This window comes from Sphingomonas sp. S1-29, from assembly GCF_026167545.1.
Classification (GTDB): Bacteria; Pseudomonadota; Alphaproteobacteria; order Sphingomonadales; family Sphingomonadaceae; genus Sphingomonas.
Window position 1 is genome coordinate 1,428,105 of sequence record NZ_CP110678.1, and the last position, 15,796, is coordinate 1,443,900.

General features: G+C 66.5%; 15 protein-coding genes. 4 read left to right on the forward strand and 11 right to left on the reverse strand.

The genetic code is table 11. The annotated features are described in order from the left end of the window. Positions 1–8 precede the first annotated feature (8 nt). The 5 genes from panB to OKW76_RS06665 all read right to left on the reverse strand — a co-directional run bounded on the left by panB (position 9) and on the right by OKW76_RS06665 (position 3,654). Positions 9–869, reverse strand: a complete 861-nt coding sequence (gene panB, locus OKW76_RS06645; RefSeq protein WP_265552213.1) for a 3-methyl-2-oxobutanoate hydroxymethyltransferase — start codon at positions 867–869, stop codon at positions 9–11. Between the two features lie 52 nt (positions 870–921). Continuing rightward, positions 922–1,353 carry a hypothetical protein gene (locus OKW76_RS06650; protein ID WP_265552215.1) on the reverse strand — a complete coding sequence of 144 codons (432 nt, stop codon included), beginning with the start codon at positions 1,351–1,353 and terminating at the stop codon, positions 922–924. Positions 1,354–1,444: 91 nt separating this feature from the next. Continuing rightward, positions 1,445–1,792, reverse strand: coding sequence for an ArsC family reductase (locus tag OKW76_RS06655; RefSeq protein ID WP_265552217.1), 348 nt, complete (start codon positions 1,790–1,792; stop codon positions 1,445–1,447). Between the two features lie 1,293 nt (positions 1,793–3,085). Further along, complete coding sequence (locus tag OKW76_RS06660) at positions 3,086–3,379, reverse strand: type II toxin-antitoxin system RelE/ParE family toxin (protein WP_265552219.1); 294 nt, start codon at positions 3,377–3,379, stop codon at positions 3,086–3,088. After that, positions 3,376–3,654, reverse strand: coding sequence for an antitoxin of toxin-antitoxin stability system (locus OKW76_RS06665; RefSeq protein ID WP_265552221.1), 279 nt, complete (start codon positions 3,652–3,654; stop codon positions 3,376–3,378). The genes OKW76_RS06660 and OKW76_RS06665 overlap by 4 nt, the downstream gene beginning before the upstream one ends. Before the next feature lie 729 nt (positions 3,655–4,383). On the opposite strand from OKW76_RS06665, the gene OKW76_RS06670 reads away from it, so the two are divergent. Next, positions 4,384–5,862 (forward strand): alkaline phosphatase, encoded by a 1,479-nt coding sequence (locus OKW76_RS06670; protein WP_265552223.1) that lies wholly within the window; start codon positions 4,384–4,386, stop codon positions 5,860–5,862. A gap of 94 nt (positions 5,863–5,956) precedes the next feature. Here OKW76_RS06670 and OKW76_RS06675 read toward each other — a convergent pair whose 3' ends face one another. From OKW76_RS06675 to OKW76_RS06685, 3 genes are read right to left on the reverse strand one after another with little or no spacing between them, the layout of a single operon-like run. Next, on the reverse strand, positions 5,957–6,796 hold the full coding sequence (locus OKW76_RS06675) for an HpcH/HpaI aldolase/citrate lyase family protein (protein ID WP_265552225.1): 840 nt from the start codon (positions 6,794–6,796) through the stop codon (positions 5,957–5,959). After that, complete coding sequence (locus tag OKW76_RS06680; protein ID WP_265552227.1) at positions 6,793–7,245, reverse strand: MaoC family dehydratase; 453 nt, start codon at positions 7,243–7,245, stop codon at positions 6,793–6,795. Before OKW76_RS06680 ends, OKW76_RS06675 begins: the two co-directional genes overlap by 4 nt. Beyond that, the gene (locus tag OKW76_RS06685) at positions 7,245–9,098 is read right to left on the reverse strand and encodes an acetyl/propionyl/methylcrotonyl-CoA carboxylase subunit alpha (protein ID WP_265552229.1); all 1,854 of its coding nucleotides are present in this window, start codon (positions 9,096–9,098) and stop codon (positions 7,245–7,247) included. Before OKW76_RS06685 ends, OKW76_RS06680 begins: the two co-directional genes overlap by 1 nt. 75 nt (positions 9,099–9,173) lie before the next feature. Here OKW76_RS06685 and OKW76_RS06690 point away from each other — a divergent pair, with 75 nt between their 5' ends. Then, the gene (locus OKW76_RS06690; protein WP_265552232.1) at positions 9,174–9,599 is read left to right on the forward strand and encodes an endonuclease domain-containing protein; all 426 of its coding nucleotides are present in this window, start codon (positions 9,174–9,176) and stop codon (positions 9,597–9,599) included. Positions 9,600–9,616: 17 nt separating this feature from the next. On the opposite strand, the gene OKW76_RS06695 is transcribed toward OKW76_RS06690, so the two are convergent. Further along, positions 9,617–11,218 carry a carboxyl transferase domain-containing protein gene (locus OKW76_RS06695; RefSeq protein ID WP_265552234.1) on the reverse strand — a complete coding sequence of 534 codons (1,602 nt, stop codon included), beginning with the start codon at positions 11,216–11,218 and terminating at the stop codon, positions 9,617–9,619. After that, positions 11,215–12,363, reverse strand: a complete 1,149-nt coding sequence (locus OKW76_RS06700; RefSeq protein ID WP_265552236.1) for an acyl-CoA dehydrogenase family protein — start codon at positions 12,361–12,363, stop codon at positions 11,215–11,217. The genes OKW76_RS06695 and OKW76_RS06700 overlap by 4 nt, the downstream gene beginning before the upstream one ends. An 86-nt stretch (positions 12,364–12,449) precedes the next feature. On the opposite strand from OKW76_RS06700, the gene OKW76_RS06705 reads away from it, so the two are divergent. Further along, positions 12,450–13,316, forward strand: coding sequence for a LysR family transcriptional regulator (locus OKW76_RS06705; RefSeq protein WP_265552238.1), 867 nt, complete (start codon positions 12,450–12,452; stop codon positions 13,314–13,316). Positions 13,317–13,371: 55 nt separating this feature from the next. Next, entirely contained in the window at positions 13,372–14,250 is an 879-nt protein-coding gene (locus OKW76_RS06710) for an oxygenase MpaB family protein (RefSeq protein WP_265552240.1), read from the forward strand. Between the two features lie 9 nt (positions 14,251–14,259). Here OKW76_RS06710 and OKW76_RS06715 read toward each other — a convergent pair whose 3' ends face one another. Then, positions 14,260–15,705 carry an ATP-binding protein gene (locus OKW76_RS06715; RefSeq protein WP_265552242.1) on the reverse strand — a complete coding sequence of 482 codons (1,446 nt, stop codon included), beginning with the start codon at positions 15,703–15,705 and terminating at the stop codon, positions 14,260–14,262. Between the last annotated feature and the right edge of the window lie 91 nt (positions 15,706–15,796).

Genomic DNA, 15,796 nt, shown 5'->3' on the forward strand with positions numbered 1-15,796 from the left:
CGGATCGGTCAGGGCTTGGGTTGGTATAGCTGATCCGGCCCCGGAAAGCTGCGCCCGCGCACGGCGGAGGCATAATCGGCAACCGCGGCGGAAATGCGGCCAGCCATGTCGTCGAACTTCTTCACGAAGCGCGGGGTGCGCTCGAACATGCCCAGCATATCCTCGGTCACCAGCACCTGCCCGTCGCACTTGGCCGACGCGCCGATGCCGATCACCGGGCACGACACGCCTTCAGTGATCGCCACCGCCAGCGGCTCGACCACGCCCTCGACCACCATCGCAAACGCGCCGGCATCGGCGACCGCGCGCGCATCGCCCAGGATCTTTTCGTGCTCGGCATCCGAGCGCCCGCGCGCGCCATAGCCGCCGAGCACGTTCACCGCCTGCGGGGTCAGCCCGATATGCGCCATCACGGGCACGCCGCGCTGCGACAGGAACGCGATCGTCGGCGCCATCGCCGCCCCGCCTTCGAGCTTCACCGCCGCCGCGCCGGTCTCGGCCATGATCCGCGCCGCCGAGGCGAAGGCCTGCTGCGGGCTCGCCTCATAGCTGCCGAAGGGCATGTCGATCACCACCACCGAATGATAGCTGCCGCGCACCACCGCCGCGCCATGCGCGCACATCATGTCGAGCGTCACCGACAGCGTCGACGGCAGGCCATAGATCACCTGCCCCAGGCTGTCGCCGACCAGCAGCATGTCGCAATGCGGATCGAGCAGCTGCGCCGTCCGCGCGGTATAGGCGGTGAGCATCACGATCGGCTCGCCCCCCTTGCGCGCCGCGATTGCGGGCACGGTCAGCCGGCGCATCGGTGCCGGCGTGGGGTTGGCGCGGCTGGTGCCGGTGTCGAGGGTGAAGGTCGTGGACATTGCGCCGCGCTCTAGAGCCTCGGCGCGCAAACGCCAAGCGCGGCGGCAAGCCTCACCGCAGCCAGCCGCGCGCCGCCGCGGTTCGCGCCAGCCAGAGCTGGACCACGCCGACCGCCGCGATCAGCAGCGGGAACGGCACCGTCGCCGCCGCGCCCTTCGCCGCGACGATATCGGTCGCCAGAAACACATAGCCGAACTGGACGACGATCGCCGCGAGCGAAACCCCGAACAACGCGATCGCCAGCCGCCGCTTGGCGAGCAAGGCGACGCCGCCGAGCAGCCCGCCCCAGGTCGCGATGCCATAGACCCAGACGAACCAGCCCGGCCGCGCCTGATAAAAAGCGCGATCCCATGCGGGCAGCGCCGCCAGCGCCGCGTCGGACATCGTCGCATCGGTATAGAAGGCGAATACCCCCATCGCGCCCCACAGCACGATCAACGCCGATGCGATCCAATACCAGCCGGGCAAAGGCCGTTTAAACATGGCGGATGTCCTCTCGTGCCCGCGCCCGAAGCGGCGCCCGAGCCCAATCGTAACGCAGATACAACGACGATGCCAGCGCCGCCGACCGCGCTCAGCCCAGCGCCGCGGCGAAGCCTTCGGCCGAATAGCCGACGAGCAACCCGCCGGGATATTCGACCACCGGCCGCTTGATGAGCGACGGGTGGGCGGCCATCAGCGCGATCGCCGCATCGGCATCGGCAATCGCCTTGTCGGCCTCGGGCAGCTTGCGAAAGGTGGTACCCGCGCGATTGACCAGCCGCTCCCAGCCGACCTGCTCGCTCCACTTGGCGAGCCGCGCGGCATCGACGCCTTGCTTCTTATAATCGTGGAAGTGATAGGCGACGCCATGCTCGGCCAGCCACGCCCGGGCCTTTTTGACGGTGTCGCAATTGGGGATGCCGTATAGCGTTGTCGTCATGCTTGCTCCTTTGGTGAGTGGCATACCGCCGGGAGCGACCGCGTATCAACCGAAGGTGGCGGTTCGAGCGCTAGGTCGTCGTTCCCATAACTCCATCTCCAGCCGCCCATTCTGGGAAAGGGCAATTGGGAACGGGTTTTGGGAAAGCGGTCGTATCGGTGGTAGCGAGGGGGGCGATCATTGCCCTGCCTCCCCTATAAACCTTCCTTTTTAGGAAACCTCGGCTCCTTCGAATCACCGTTGCCAAACGGAAAGCGGGGGGCCCCTGGATTGCCGTTTCGAATAAAAGCGCGAAGTGGCAAGGGAGCCGGTCGTGGCTTGTTTTCCACGAGACGAGAGCGGGCCATACGACTACCAATACGTGCTATGTTGCGTCGGCTTTTCGCTTTCATACTCGGCACCTCAGCGGCGCTGCTGGCGTCGTGTGCGCCCCTTGGCCGCTATGCCGGAATCGATTTGCGACCCGGCGGTTCATCTAGCGACATTCAGCTGCTCGCAGTCCGTGCTAAGGCAGGCGACAAGGCAGCGCAGCTTGAATTAGGTATTCGATACGAACAGGGCGACGGCGTATTGCCTAACCTTGATCGAGCCGCGACCCTTTATCGATTTGCGGCACGTGACGACGAACAACCGAACTGGGTCTACGCGCCTGCGGTCGGAGGTGCTCCAGCTGGCATTGTACCTTTGCAGCAAAAGGGGCCGGCGACAGGCCTTGCCGAAGCAAGGATAAGGCTCGATCGGCTTAGTACTCGATTAAGAAGTAACCAAAAGTGACAACTTGGAATTCATCCACCAGGGTCCGTTCATTCTACTGCGAGCGATTCATCCCAAAGTTTTCGAAAGATGGAATCATTGCACCAACAGCCGCCTCGATATTTGGACTCTTTTTTTTCCTTTCTGGATGCCAAGAAAGCAAGATAGAAAGCTTCAAGCGATTTTGCATGCAGGAGTCTCGTATATCGGTTTTCGATAGCTCTGCGTGGCAGCAGTATCTGAGTGGCTTTCGTCAAAACTCTGAAACCAGCTACCGAATCGTGAGTATTTCGGAAAAGAGTGGATTTGAAGTCGTTTTTTCCAAAACCCCCGATTTGATCATGAAAGAAAAATACGTGCCAAACGATATTTCAATATATCGAGGGCCTGAGAAAGTGGCAATCGTAAGGAGCTTTTCCTTCAAATATACCGGCTTCGAGGGTGATATCTACGCCAATTGCGCCTTGAGCTTTCCTGAATTCTATAAAGCCTAAGCGGTCGTTCCGCTTCCCAGCAGACCCGGTCAGCCCCAAAATAGCATCACTTTTGGGAAATGCGGAGCGGGGGCCAGTGTCGGGCAGTGTGGATCAGCACGAGAATCCAGACCGTATCGCCGGCGACCTCATAGATGAGGCGGTAGCTTCGGTGCGGCGTAAGCTCGCGCGTGCCGGGCACCTCGCCTTCGCGCCCGAGCATCGGATACTCGGCCAATCCCGCCACGGCTTCGCTAAACAGCCGGTCGATTCGAAGCGCAGCATCGGGATCGCGGGCTTCGAGATAGTCCCAGATCGCCGCGCGGTCCTGCTCGGCTTCCGGCGTCCAGCGGACCTTCACGCCCGATCAGTGATCCGGGCACGGCGTGCAGCAAACGCAGTCTCCACCACCTCGTTGGACCGGCCCCGTCCTGCTTCGGCGGACGCGCGCGCGGCCTCGACCTTGCCTTGCAGGAAAGCGCTATGGTCGCGCTGCTCCTGCTGGCGCTGGACGAACTCCCGCATCATCTCGCGCACCACCTGCGATGCCGGGCGATGGCTCGCTTCGGCCGCAGCCATGAACGCGGCCCGCAGATCGGCTTCCAGCTTCATCGTAAACACGGCGGCTTTAGGCATGGCGTCCTCGCTTTTATACTGACGACGTATATACGAATTGCGGGTCCGGGGAAAGCGACTGCCATTTCTACAAATCCCACCCAACCGGGAAATCTGGCCGTATGAAAGCGCCGAATTGCCGACAGCATTTCCTCGTCACCCCGGACCTGTTCCGGGGTCTGCCGTGCCACACATAATGCCGCTGATGAACGAACGCCCCCCTGCGTCTACATCCTGTCGACCCGCTATAACCACACGCCATGTTTTGGTGTGGTCGGCGTGGCATGAGCTTGCCCTCGGGTTCGGTCCTCCATCCATATCGGTAGCACCCGGCGGCTCGGTGGACCCCGGACCAAGTCCGGGGTGACGATCGGGGCGCGTCCGCTTTCACCCCTTTCCGCCACCTCGTCTACCGAACCGGCTCGTCCCCCACGCCGCCAACCAAACCCCGCTGTCCTACAAGCCCCCGCTTTGGTACGCATGCCGCATGACCACGCTCCCTGCATACTCCACCCGCATCGCGCTTTGTTGGGCGGAATAGGCGAATCCGGGGGGTACGTAGTGTAGCTTTTGTAGCTTTCCGAGCACCGGGAGCCACCCCACGGCCACCACGACTCCGAAACTGGGCCGCAACGAGTCCCGGTCGCCGGGAACACAATTGGATACGACCGCCGTCCCCGCCGCCCGCATCCCACCCTTGTATCGATATTGTCACATCGGTCTGGAAAGGGGACCGCCAAGGAGATTTCGATGACCCTCGCCCTGCGCCACTGCCTCGTTCCGTTCCTCTGCATCGCCGCGCTGCCCGCCGCCGCGCAGGAGGCCGATACCGCCGCCTATCGCGAGCAGGGACGCGCCGAGCTTGCGCGATTGAAGGCGGCGGTGCCGATCGATCGCCCGGCGCGCAACGTCATCGTCTTCATCGGCGACGGCATGGGGGTATCGACGCTCACCGCGGCGCGGATCCATCAGGGGCAGGTCGCGGGCAAGGACGGCGAATCCTTCGTCACCGCGATGGACACGCTGCCGCATGCGGCGCTGGTGAAGACCTATTCGCACGACACCCAGGTCGCCGATTCGGCGCCGACCGCCACCGCGATCCTCAGCGGGGTGAAGACGCGCAACGGATCGATCGGGGTCGGTCCCGAAGCGCTCGTCACCGATTGCGCGGGCGCGCTTCGCCATGTCGTGCCGTCGTTCATCGCGCTGGCGCAGCAGCAGGGCCGCGCGACCGGGGTGATCTCGACCGCGCGGATCACCCACGCCACCCCGGCGGCGGCCTATGCCCACACCCCCGAGCGCGACTGGGAGGCCAAGCTGCCCGCCGAAGCCAAGGCGGCAGGCTGCAAGGACATCGCCGCGCAGCTGGTCGAGGACAAGGTCGGATCGAAGCTCGACGTGGTGCTCGGCGGCGGCCGGCGCTATTTCCTGCCCGCGACCGCCGTCGACCCCGAATATCCCGAGGTAAAGGGCGCGCGCGACGATGGCCGCGACCTGATCGCCGAGTGGCAGCGGCGCAATCGCGGCGCGCGCTATATCACCGACACCGCCGGCTTCGCCGCGCTGGACCCCGCGCGCGACCGCAAGGTGCTCGGCCTCTTCCAGCCCGACCACATGCAATATGAAGCCGACCGCAAGGGCGACAAGGCGGGCGAGCCCTCGCTAGCCGACATGACTCGCACCGCGATCACGATGCTGTCGCGCGAGCGCCGCGGCTTCGTGCTGCTGGTGGAAGGCGGCCGGATCGACCACGCACACCACGCCGGTAACGCCCGCCGCGCGCTCGAGGACGCGGTGGCGCTCGACCAGGCGGTCGCCGCCGCGCTTGAAGCGACCAAGGGCACCGATACGCTGATCGTCACCACCGCCGATCACAGCCACGCCTTCGCGATGGCGGGCTATCCGGCGCGCGGCAATCCGATCCTGGGCGTCGTCGCGGGCGACGACAAACAGCCTTCGCGCGCACGCGACGGCAAGGGGTACACGACGCTCGGCTATGCCAACGGCCCCGGCGCGGTCGAGGGCGCGCGCGCCGATCCGGTCGCGACCGACACGACGGCCCTCGACTATAAGCAGCAGGCCTTGGTGCCGCTAGGCGGCGAAACCCATGCCGGCGAAGACGTCGCGGTGCGCGCGGCGGGCCCCAAGGCGCATCTGTTCAAGGGCACGATCGAACAGCACAGCATCTATTACGTAATCGCCGATGCGCTCGGGGTCAGCGACCGCTAAACCCCACCCGTTCGCTTCGAGCGAAGTCGAGAAGCCGTTCGCGCGACACGCAGATTTCTCGACTGCGCTCGAATCGGACGGGGCTGGGCCTGCCCTAACTCGCCCCCGCCTGGGCGAGCAGCTTGCGCGCCTGCACCAGATGCGGGCGGTCGATCATCCGCCCGTCGAGCTGCAACGCCCCCGCCTCGGCCGCCTCGGCAAACGCCGCGACGATCGCCCGCGCGCGCGCCACTTCATCGGCGCTGGGGGTGAAGCCTTGGTTGATCGCGGCGACCTGCGCGGGATGGATCGCCATCATGCCGGTAAAGCCATCGCGCCGCGCCCGCGCGACATAAGCCGCCAGCCCCGCGCCATCGCTGATCGCGGGAAACACTGTCTCGATCGCCGCCACGCCGGCGGCATGCGCGCCGAACAGCGTGAGCGATCGCACCATCTCATAGGGCGCGGTGTAGCCGCCATCGGCCTCGCGCGACGACGTCGCCCCAATCGCGGCGGGCAGATCCTCGGCCCCCCAGGTCAACCCGATCAACCGATCGGCGATCGCAGCATATTCGCCCAGCGCGAAGATCGCGCGCGGCGTCTCGGTCGCGATCGGCAGCACCGGCACCGCGCCCGCCCCCATCATCGCCACCAGCGCCTCGACCGACGCCGCCCCCTCGGCCTTGGGCAGCATGATCGCATCGGGCCGCGCCGCCAGCACCGCCGCCAGATCGCGCTCGGCCAGCCCGCCGTCGACCGGATTGATCCGCACAATCGCAGGCACCGTCCGCTCGGCCGCCAGCCAGTCAGCCACCGCCGCACGCGCGTCGTCCTTGCGCGCCGGCGTCACCGAATCCTCGAGGTCGAGGATGATCGCGTCGGCCCCGCTAGCCGCGGCCTTGACGAAGCGTTCGGGCCGGTCGCCGGGCACGAACAACAGCGAGCGCAGCCTCATGCCGGTGCCCGCAGCAGCAGCGCGGTCCGCAGGCATTCGCACACCACTTGGTCGCGCTGGTTGAGCATCCGGTGACCAAAGGTCACAATCCCCGCCTCGGGCCGCGATCGGCTGTCCTTCAGCGCGACGATCTCGGTCTCGGCGTGCAGCGTATCGCCCAGGAACACCGGCGACGGCATCACCAGCTTGTCATAGCCAAGGTTGGCGACGAGCGTCCCCAGCGTCGTATCGCCGACCGACAGCCCCACCATCAGCGCAAAGGTGAAGGTGCCGTTGACCAGTATCTGCCCGAACTCCGACGCGCGCGCCGCCTCGGCATCGAGGTGCAAGGGCTGCGGATTGTGCGTCATCACCGTGAACAGCAGGTTGTCGGTCTCGGTAACCGTTCGGCGGATATCGTGGACGATCCGGTCGCCAACGCTCCACTGGTCGAAATAGCGCCCCGCCATCACCCTGCCTCCGCTTCGGTAACCCGCGCGAGCACCGCGCCTTCGCTCACCTGGCCACCCTCGACCGCATTCAGTTCGACGACCACCCCGTCATAGGGCGCGACTAGGCTATGCTCCATCTTCATCGCCTCGAGCGTCAACAGCTTCTGGCCTTTGACCACCTGCTCGCCCTGCACCACCGCCACCGCGATGATCCGCCCCGGCATCGGCGAGATGATCGACCCGTCGCCGGCGGCAGCGGCACCCTTGCCATCAATCCGCCAGGGGGTCAGGTGCCAGGTCTGACCGGCTTCGGAGATGAGAATGCCGCCCCCACTTCGTTCGTACTGAGCTTGTCGAAGGGCACCCTCAAGGCTTGTTTCCACCTCTACCCCATCGAGCAAAAGCCGCCCCGTCGCCTGCCGCGCCGCATTCAACCGAAACCCGCCAAGCGCATCCCCCGCCACCAGCGTGCCAGCAGCAGCAGCCAGCCGAGCCTCCGAAGGCATCGCCGCCGGCATCAGCGCCTCACCCTCGCGCGTGATCAGCCCGGTATCGACCTCGCCCGCAACGAACGCCGGGTGGTCGAGCGCCTTGACCAGAAACCCCGCATTGGTCCGCAGCGGCGAAATCACGCTCGTCGCCAGCGCTGCCGAAACCCGCGCCCGCGCCGCTTCGCGCGTCGGCCCGTGCGCGATCACCTTCGCGATCATCGGGTCGTAGAAGGGCGAGATCGTCGAGCCTTCCTCTACCCCGGTATCGACTCGGCACCCCTCGCCCAGCCGGAACCGATCGAGCCGCCCGATCGACGGCAGGAATCCCTTGGCAGGGTCCTCGGCATAGAGCCGCACCTCCATCGCATGGCCGGTGATCGTCAGTTGATCCTGGGTGAGCGGCAACGGCTCGCCCGATGCCACGCGCAATTGCCACTCGACCAGATCGACGCCGGTGATCGCCTCGGTCACCGGATGTTCGACCTGCAACCGCGTGTTCATTTCCATGAACCAGGTGCGATCGGCCGAAACCGGGCCCGAACCATCGGCGATAAACTCGATCGTCCCCGCCCCGACATAGTCGACCGCGCGCGCCGCGCGCACCGCCGCATCGCAGATCGCGGCGCGGGTGGCGGGATCCATCCCGGGTGCGGGCCCTTCCTCGATCACCTTCTGGTGGCGGCGTTGCAGCGAGCAGTCACGCTCGAACAGATGGACGACATTGCCGTGGGTGTCGCCGAACACCTGCACCTCGATATGGCGCGGATTGGTGATCCATTTTTCGAGCAGGATATGGTCATTGCCGAAGCTGGCGCTCGCCTCGCGCCGGCACGAAACCAATGCTTCGGCAAAGTCGGCCGGATCATCGACCCGCCGCATTCCCTTGCCACCGCCGCCCGCCACCGCCTTGATCAGCACCGGATAGCCGATCGCATCGGCTTCTACCGCGAGCCGCTGCGGCGACTGGTCCTCGCCCAGATAGCCCGGCGTCGTTGGAACCCCGGCATCCTGCATCAGCCGCTTGGCGGCATCCTTCAGCCCCATCGCGGTGATCGAGGCGGGGCGCGGCCCGACCCACACGAGGCCAGCATCGATCACGCTCTGCGCGAACGCTGCATTCTCCGACAGGAAGCCATAGCCGGGATGGATCGCCTCGGCGCCGCTAGCGCGAGCAGCGGCGATGATCCGCTCGCCAACCAGATAACTCTCGCGCACCGGCGAAGGCCCGACATGCACCGCCGCATCGGCGAGCCGCACGTGCAACGCCCCGGCATCGGCATCCGAATAGACGGCAACGGTGCGGATCCCCATCGCCCGTGCGGTGCGGATGATGCGGCAGGCGATTTCGCCCCGATTGGCGATAAGCAGCGACTGGATCATGATGACTACCTAAATCCTCCCCGAGCTTTGCTCGGGGAGGGGGACCATGCGCAGCATGGTGGAGGGGAAATGGGGATGCTGAAAGACATCGCACCTAAGGCTGCCACGGGCGGCGTCGACCGTGCCCGCCGCTTGCGCCGCGCGATGACGCTGCCCGAAGTGCTGCTGTGGAACGCTCTTCGCGCCCGCCCGGCGGGGCTGAAGTTTCGCCGCCAGCATCCCTGTGGCAGCTATATCCTCGACTTTTACTGCAGTGACGCTCGGCTGGCGATCGAGGTCGATGGCGAAGTGCATTCGCGCGGCGACCAGCCAATGCGAGATACCGCGCGTGATCGGTGGTGTGCGAAGGCTGGTATCGCGGTGTTGCGCATCCCTGCGGCTGCGGTGCTGGGGGATATGGAGGCAGTGGTGCGCGGCGTCGTTGCGGCGGCGCTTGCGCAGCTGCCCCTCCACCATGCTTCGCATGGTCCCCCTCCCCGAGCAAAGCTCGGGGAGGATTAAGGTTTCGCCCCGCCCCATCACATCCGGAACACCCCAAAGCTTGCCCGCTGCGGCACCGGCGCGTTCAGACACGCCGCAAATGCCAGCCCCAGCACATCGCGGGTCTGCGCCGGATCAATGATCCCGTCGTCCCACAGCCGTGCGGTCGCGTAATACGGACTACCCTCGGCCTCATAGGTCGCGCGCACCGGGGCCTTGAACGCCTCGGCCTCTTCCTCGGACCAGGTCGCGGCGTCACGGTGGACCGTCGCCAGCACACTTGCCGCCTGCTCGCCGCCCATCACGCTGATCCGGCTATTGGGCCAGGCAAACAGGAAGCGCGGGCTATAGGCGCGGCCGCACATGCCGTAATTGCCAGCACCAAAGCTGCCGCCGATCAGCACCGTCACCTTGGGCACGCTGGCGGTCGCCACCGCGGTCACCAGCTTGGCCCCGTGCTTGGCGATCCCTTCGGCCTCATATTTGCCGCCGACCATGAAGCCCGAAATGTTCTGCAGGAACAACAACGGCACCCGCCGCTGGCACGCCAGTTCGATGAAATGCGCGCCCTTGACCGCGCTTTCGCTGAACAACACGCCGTTATTGGCCAGGATCGCGACCGGCATCCCATGGATATGCGCGAAACCGCACACCAGGGTGGTGCCGTACAGCGCCTTGAACTCGTGAAATTCCGACGCATCGACCAGCCGTGCGATCACCTCGCGCACGTCATAGGGCGCGCGGACATCGTCGGGGATGATGCCATACAGCTCGGCGGGGTCGTATTTCGGCGGCACCGGCGCGCGCACATTCACGTCGGGCACCGCATCGGGCGCGAGCGTCGACACGATGTCGCGCACGATCGTCAGCGCATGGGCGTCATCCTCGGCGACATGATCGACCACGCCCGATCGCCGCCCGTGCAGATCGCCGCCGCCCAGATCCTCGGCGCTGATGACTTCGCCGGTCGCTGCCTGCACCAAAGGCGGCCCGGCCAGGAAGATCGTCCCCTGCCCGCGCACGATCACGCTTTCGTCGGACATGGCGGGCACATAGGCCCCGCCCGCGGTGCAGCTTCCCATCACGCACGCGACCTGCGCGATCCCCGCCGCGCTCATATTCGCCTGGTTGAAGAAGATGCGCCCGAAATGGTCGCGGTCGGGAAACACCTCGGCCTGGTTGGGCAGGTTCGCGCCGCCCGAATCGACCAGATAGATGCACGGCAGCCGGTTCGCCTCAGCGATTTCCTGCGCGCGCAAATGCTTCTTCACCGTCATCGGGAAGTAGGTGCCGCCCTTCACCGTGGCGTCGTTGCAGACGATCATCGCCTGCCGCCCCGATACCCGACCGATACCGGCGATCACGCCTGCGCCGGGCACCTCATCGCCATACAACCCGTTGGCCGCCAACTGCCCGATCTCAAGGAACGGACTGCCCGCGTCGAGCAGATGCTCGACCCGATCGCGCGGCAGCAGCTTGCCGCGCGCGGTGTGCTTGTCACGCGCGCGTTCCGGCCCACCCTTCGCCGCCTCGGCTACGCGGGCGCGAAGCTCATCGGCAAGCGCGCGATTATGCGCGGCGCGGGCGGCGAATTCGGGCGTATCGGTGGCGATCGCCGAGGTAAGAACAGGCGCGCTCATGCCGCTCCGATCAGCTCACGGCCGATAAGCATCCGCCGGATCTCATTCGTCCCCGCCCCAATATCGAGCAACTTGGCATCGCGCAGGAAGCGCTCGACCGGCCAGTCCTTGGTGTAACCCGCCCCGCCCAGCGCCTGCACCGCCTCCCCCGCAACCCGAAACGCATTCTCGCTCGCCAGCAGGATCGCGCCCGCCGCATCGAAGCGCGTCGTCCGCCCCGCATCGCACGACTTGGCGACCGCATAGACATAAGCGCGCGCCGAGTTGAGCGCGACATACATGTCGGCGATCTTGGCCTGCACCAACTGGAACGACCCGATCGCCGCGCCGAACTGCCGGCGCTCGCGAACATAGGGCAGCACGACGTCGAGGCACGCCTGCATGATCCCCAGCTGGATGCCCGCCAGCACGGTGCGCTCGTAATCGAGCCCCGACATCAGCACCCCGACGCCGCCATTTTCGGGGCCCATCACATTTTCGTCGGGCACCATGCAATCGGTGAAGACCAGTTCGGCGGTGGGGCTGCCGCGCATCCCCATCTTGTCGATCTTCTGGCCGATCGCGAACCCCGCCATATCCTTTTCGATCAGGAAAGTGGTGATCCCGCGCGAGCCCTCGCCGGTCTTGGCATAGACCACCAATGTGTCGGCATAGGGCGCGTTGGTGATCCAGAACTTCGTGCCGTTGAGCACATAGCCGCCCGCCACGCGCTCGGCCTTGAGCTTCATCGACACCACGTCCGATCCGGCACCCGCCTCGGACATCGCCAGCGATCCGACATGCTCGCCCGAAATCAGCTTGGGGAGATATTTCGCCTTCTGCTCGGCATTGCCCCAGCGCGCGATCTGATTGATGCACAGGTTCGAATGCGCGCCATAGCTCAAGCCCACCGAAGCCGACGCCCGGCTGACTTCCTCGCACGCGATCACATGCTCGAGATAGCCAAGGCCCAGCCCGCCATCCGCCTCGGCAACGGTAATCCCGTGCAGCCCGAGCGCGCCCATTTCGGGCCACAGCTCGCGCGGAAACCAGTCGTCGGCGTCGACGCGCGCGGCGATCGGCATGATCCGGTCGGTCGCGAACCGCTGGGTGCTGTCGCGGATCATGTCGGCATTTTCGCCGAGTGCGAAATCGAAACTGGCCATGGCTCTCTCCTATTTTCACCCCTTCTAGCCGATTCCGAGCTGCGACAGAAATTGAAGCTTCGCGCCCCATGCTATAGATGACACCTATGATCGATCGCTATCAGCTTCGCTATTTCCTCGCGGTGGTCGATCACGGCAATTTCTCGCGTGCCGCCACCAATTGCCATGTGTCGCAGCCGACCTTGTCCGCGGGCATCGCGAAGCTCGAACGCTTCCTTGGCACCGCCTTGTTCCTGCGATCGAGCCAGCGGGTCGAGCTGACCGGCGCCGGCACGCGCTTCCTCGATCATGCGCGGCGGATCGAAAGCGAGTTCAACCTGGCGCTGCAGGCCGCCACCGCCGCGACCGATCGCGCGGTGCTGCGCGTCGGGATGCTGCGCAGCGTGCCCGGCGCGCTGGTGGCGGGTGCGATCGCCGGCATGCTCGCGATCGATCCCGACGCGCGGGTCGAACTCGTCGGCGGCAGCGAGCGCGAACTGATCGGCCATGTCGCGCGCGGGCGGGTCGATTGCGCGGTCACCTTGGTGGGGCGCGGCGGCGATCGGTTCCTCGAGGAGCCGCTGATCGACGAAGGCTATGCGCTCGCGCTTCCCGCCGGGCACCCGCTGGCGGGCGAAGCGGTGATCGAGGCCGAGGCGCTCGCCGCCGAGGTGATGATCGTCCGCCGCCATTGTGAGGCGCTGTCCGAAACCAGCCGCCACTTCACCGAACGCGGGGTACGCCCGCATTTCGCCTATCGATCGACCAATGACGAGCGCGTGCTCGCGATGATCGCTGCCGGGCTGGGACTGACGGTAATGCCCGACGCCTATCGCGCGGCCGGCGTCGCGCGGCCCAAGCTCGCCGGGTTCAAGCTGCGCCGATCGATCGGGCTGATCTACGCCGCCAATGCCGAGGGGCTCGCCACCACCCCGCCCGCCTTCGTCGCCGCGCTGCGAAGGCATCTGGGCTGACGAATTCGCGCGCTTCCCCCTGCACGTTGCGCGCCGCGGCCCCATATCGGGTGGGATGCCACCCCCCACCCCGCTCCGCTTGGCCGATATCGGCTCGGGTCCCGCCGCGCTGTTGCGACGGCAAATGATCGGGCAGGTGCGCGCGGTATTCAACGATCAGGCAAAGGGCGAGCGCCCGGTGATGCGATCGGACAACGCTTTGTTCGATCCCGGCACGCCGATCTGGCGCGTGCATGGCGACGTCACCAGCATGATGGTCGGCGGAGTCGCGGCGTTGCTGCTCCAGATGCTCCACCCCGCCGCGCTTGCCGGCGTGTGGGACCATTCGAATTTCCGCGAGGACATGCTGGGCCGGCTGCGCCGCACCGCGCGCTTCATCGCGGTGACCACCTATGGCGACCGCGTCGATGCCGAAGCCGCGATGGCGCGGGTGCGGCGGATCCACGATCATGTCGGCGGCACGCTGGCCGATGGCACGCCCTATCGCGCGGGTGATCCGCGTCTGCTGGCATGGGTGCATGTCGCTGAGGCGATCGGCTTTCTCGATGCGTGGCAGAAGTTCGGATCGAAGCCGCTCACTCGCCCCGAACAGGACCGGTATTTTGCGCAATTCGCACAGATTGCGCGCGCGCTGGGGGCCGATCCGGTGCCCGCAACCCGCGCCGCCGCCGATGCGCTGTTGCTGTCCTATCGAAGCGAGTTGCGCGTCGATGCGCGGACGCGCGAGGTTTCGCGGCTGATCCTGTCGCAGCCGCCGCGCTCGGCAGTCGCGGGGCCGGTGCAGGCGATGCTGCTGCAGGCGGCGGTCGATCTGCTGCCGCCCTGGGCGGCGGCAATGCATGGTCTCCCGACCTCGCGGATGCGCCGGCCGCTGGTATCGGGCACGACCACCGGCGTCGCCAGGGCGCTGCGCTGGGCGTTCGCGACCGCCTGACCCGCGCGATCAGGCCGCCGCCGGCAGCGTCGTCCAACCCAGCGCCGGGATCGTCATCGAACGCTTGCCTGACAGATCCACCCGCGTGACCAGTATCTGCCGCTCCTCGATATAGCCGATCACCCGCCGCGCGCGCCCCAGCGAGGTGGTGCCATATACCCGCGCAAGTTCCTCGTCGCTCGGGCACGGCGCCCCGTCGCGCGCGGCGCGGGCGATCGCCAGATACGGTCCCAGCATGTCGTCGGGCAGGTCACGCGCGGCGCGGATCGCGGGTGCCCATTCCTCGCCCTCGCAATCATAGACCCCAGCGCGCGCTGCCGCGACCCGGCGGGCGAAGGCCGAAGCGTCGAGCGGCGAGCGGTGTACCCCCTGCATCCGGCAGCGCACCTGGAAATCCTGGAACAACATCGTCGCCGATCGCGCGGCGGCATCGGGCTCGGCAACGATCGCGCGCAGCACGTCGGCGACCACCGCGGCGACATCGACGGGGGGCGAATCATCCTCGACCGGCGGCGGCAGATCGACCTGCGCCAGCGTTTCGAGCACGCTCTCGGCGGGCGCTGGCGGCGGCGGCGGTGGCGGCACCAGGAACAGGCTTGGCTGCTCAGGTTCTTCGAGCAACGTCTGCTTCATGTCCGCCGATGGCGTTGGCAACGGCGTCAGCTTGGGTGCCACCGCACGCGCGCCGGTTTCGACCGAACCGATGCGGATCGACACCGGCCGCCGCGAGATCGCCGGCCCCAGCGCCAGGAAGCTGCCGCGCGCCAGATCGCGGATCGCGTCAGCCTGTTTGCGCTCCATCCCCAACAAATCGGCGGCGCGCAGCATGTCGATGTCGAGGAAGGTGCGCCCCATCAGGAAGTTCGATGCTTCGGCGGCGACGTTCTTGGCAAGCTTGGCCAGCCGCTGAGTCGCGATGATCCCGGCCAGCCCGCGCTTACGCCCGCGACACATCAGGTTGGTCATCGCCCCCAGCGATGCACGCCGCACCTCTTCGGCCACCTCGCCGCCGCCTGCCGGCGCGAACACCTGCGCCTCGTCGACCACCACCAATGCCGGATACCAATGTTCACGCGGCGCATCGAACAATCCGCCCAGAAACGCCGCAGCCGTCCGCATCTGCCCTTCGGCCTCCAGCCCCTCCAGGCTCAGCACCACCGACGCGCGATGCTCGCGGCAGCGCCCAGCAAAGCGCAGGATCTCCGCCGCCGAATATTCCCCCGCCTCGACCACGACATGGCCATAGCGTTCGGACAAGGTGACGAAATCGCCCTCGGGATCAATGATCACTTGCTGGACGTGCGGTGCGCTGCGTTCGAGCAGCCGGCGCAGCAGGTGCGATTTGCCCGACCCAGAATTGCCCTGCACCAGCAGGCGGGTCGCCAATAGTTCTTCCAGGTCGATCGACGCGGGACGTCCCGCATCGTCGACCCCCATGTCCACCGATATCGCCATCGGCTGCGTGTGGCCGATGGGGGGGGCCACGGGCAAGCCCGTTGTGCGAGAAAAGGGGCGATGATCCTGCGGCGGCTGCTCGCCCAAACCA

Coding starts and splice junctions, on each gene's coding strand:
- OKW76_RS06695 (WP_265552234.1), bottom strand. CDS start 11,218: ATGAGCGCGCCTGTTCTTACCTCGGCGATCGCCACCGATACGCCCGAA.
- OKW76_RS06700 (WP_265552236.1), bottom strand. CDS start 12,363: ATGGCCAGTTTCGATTTCGCACTCGGCGAAAATGCCGACATGATCCGC.
- OKW76_RS06715 (WP_265552242.1), bottom strand. CDS start 15,705: ATGGCGATATCGGTGGACATGGGGGTCGACGATGCGGGACGTCCCGCG.
- OKW76_RS06685 (WP_265552229.1), bottom strand. CDS start 9,098: ATGATCCAGTCGCTGCTTATCGCCAATCGGGGCGAAATCGCCTGCCGC.
- OKW76_RS06650 (WP_265552215.1), bottom strand. CDS start 1,353: ATGTTTAAACGGCCTTTGCCCGGCTGGTATTGGATCGCATCGGCGTTG.
- OKW76_RS06670 (WP_265552223.1), top strand. CDS start 4,384: ATGACCCTCGCCCTGCGCCACTGCCTCGTTCCGTTCCTCTGCATCGCC.
- OKW76_RS06680 (WP_265552227.1), bottom strand. CDS start 7,245: ATGGCGGGGCGCTATTTCGACCAGTGGAGCGTTGGCGACCGGATCGTC.
- OKW76_RS06675 (WP_265552225.1), bottom strand. CDS start 6,796: ATGAGGCTGCGCTCGCTGTTGTTCGTGCCCGGCGACCGGCCCGAACGC.
- panB (WP_265552213.1), bottom strand. CDS start 869: ATGTCCACGACCTTCACCCTCGACACCGGCACCAGCCGCGCCAACCCC.
- OKW76_RS06665 (WP_265552221.1), bottom strand. CDS start 3,654: ATGCCTAAAGCCGCCGTGTTTACGATGAAGCTGGAAGCCGATCTGCGG.
- OKW76_RS06690 (WP_265552232.1), top strand. CDS start 9,174: ATGCTGAAAGACATCGCACCTAAGGCTGCCACGGGCGGCGTCGACCGT.
- OKW76_RS06705 (WP_265552238.1), top strand. CDS start 12,450: ATGATCGATCGCTATCAGCTTCGCTATTTCCTCGCGGTGGTCGATCAC.
- OKW76_RS06655 (WP_265552217.1), bottom strand. CDS start 1,792: ATGACGACAACGCTATACGGCATCCCCAATTGCGACACCGTCAAAAAG.
- OKW76_RS06710 (WP_265552240.1), top strand. CDS start 13,372: ATGCCACCCCCCACCCCGCTCCGCTTGGCCGATATCGGCTCGGGTCCC.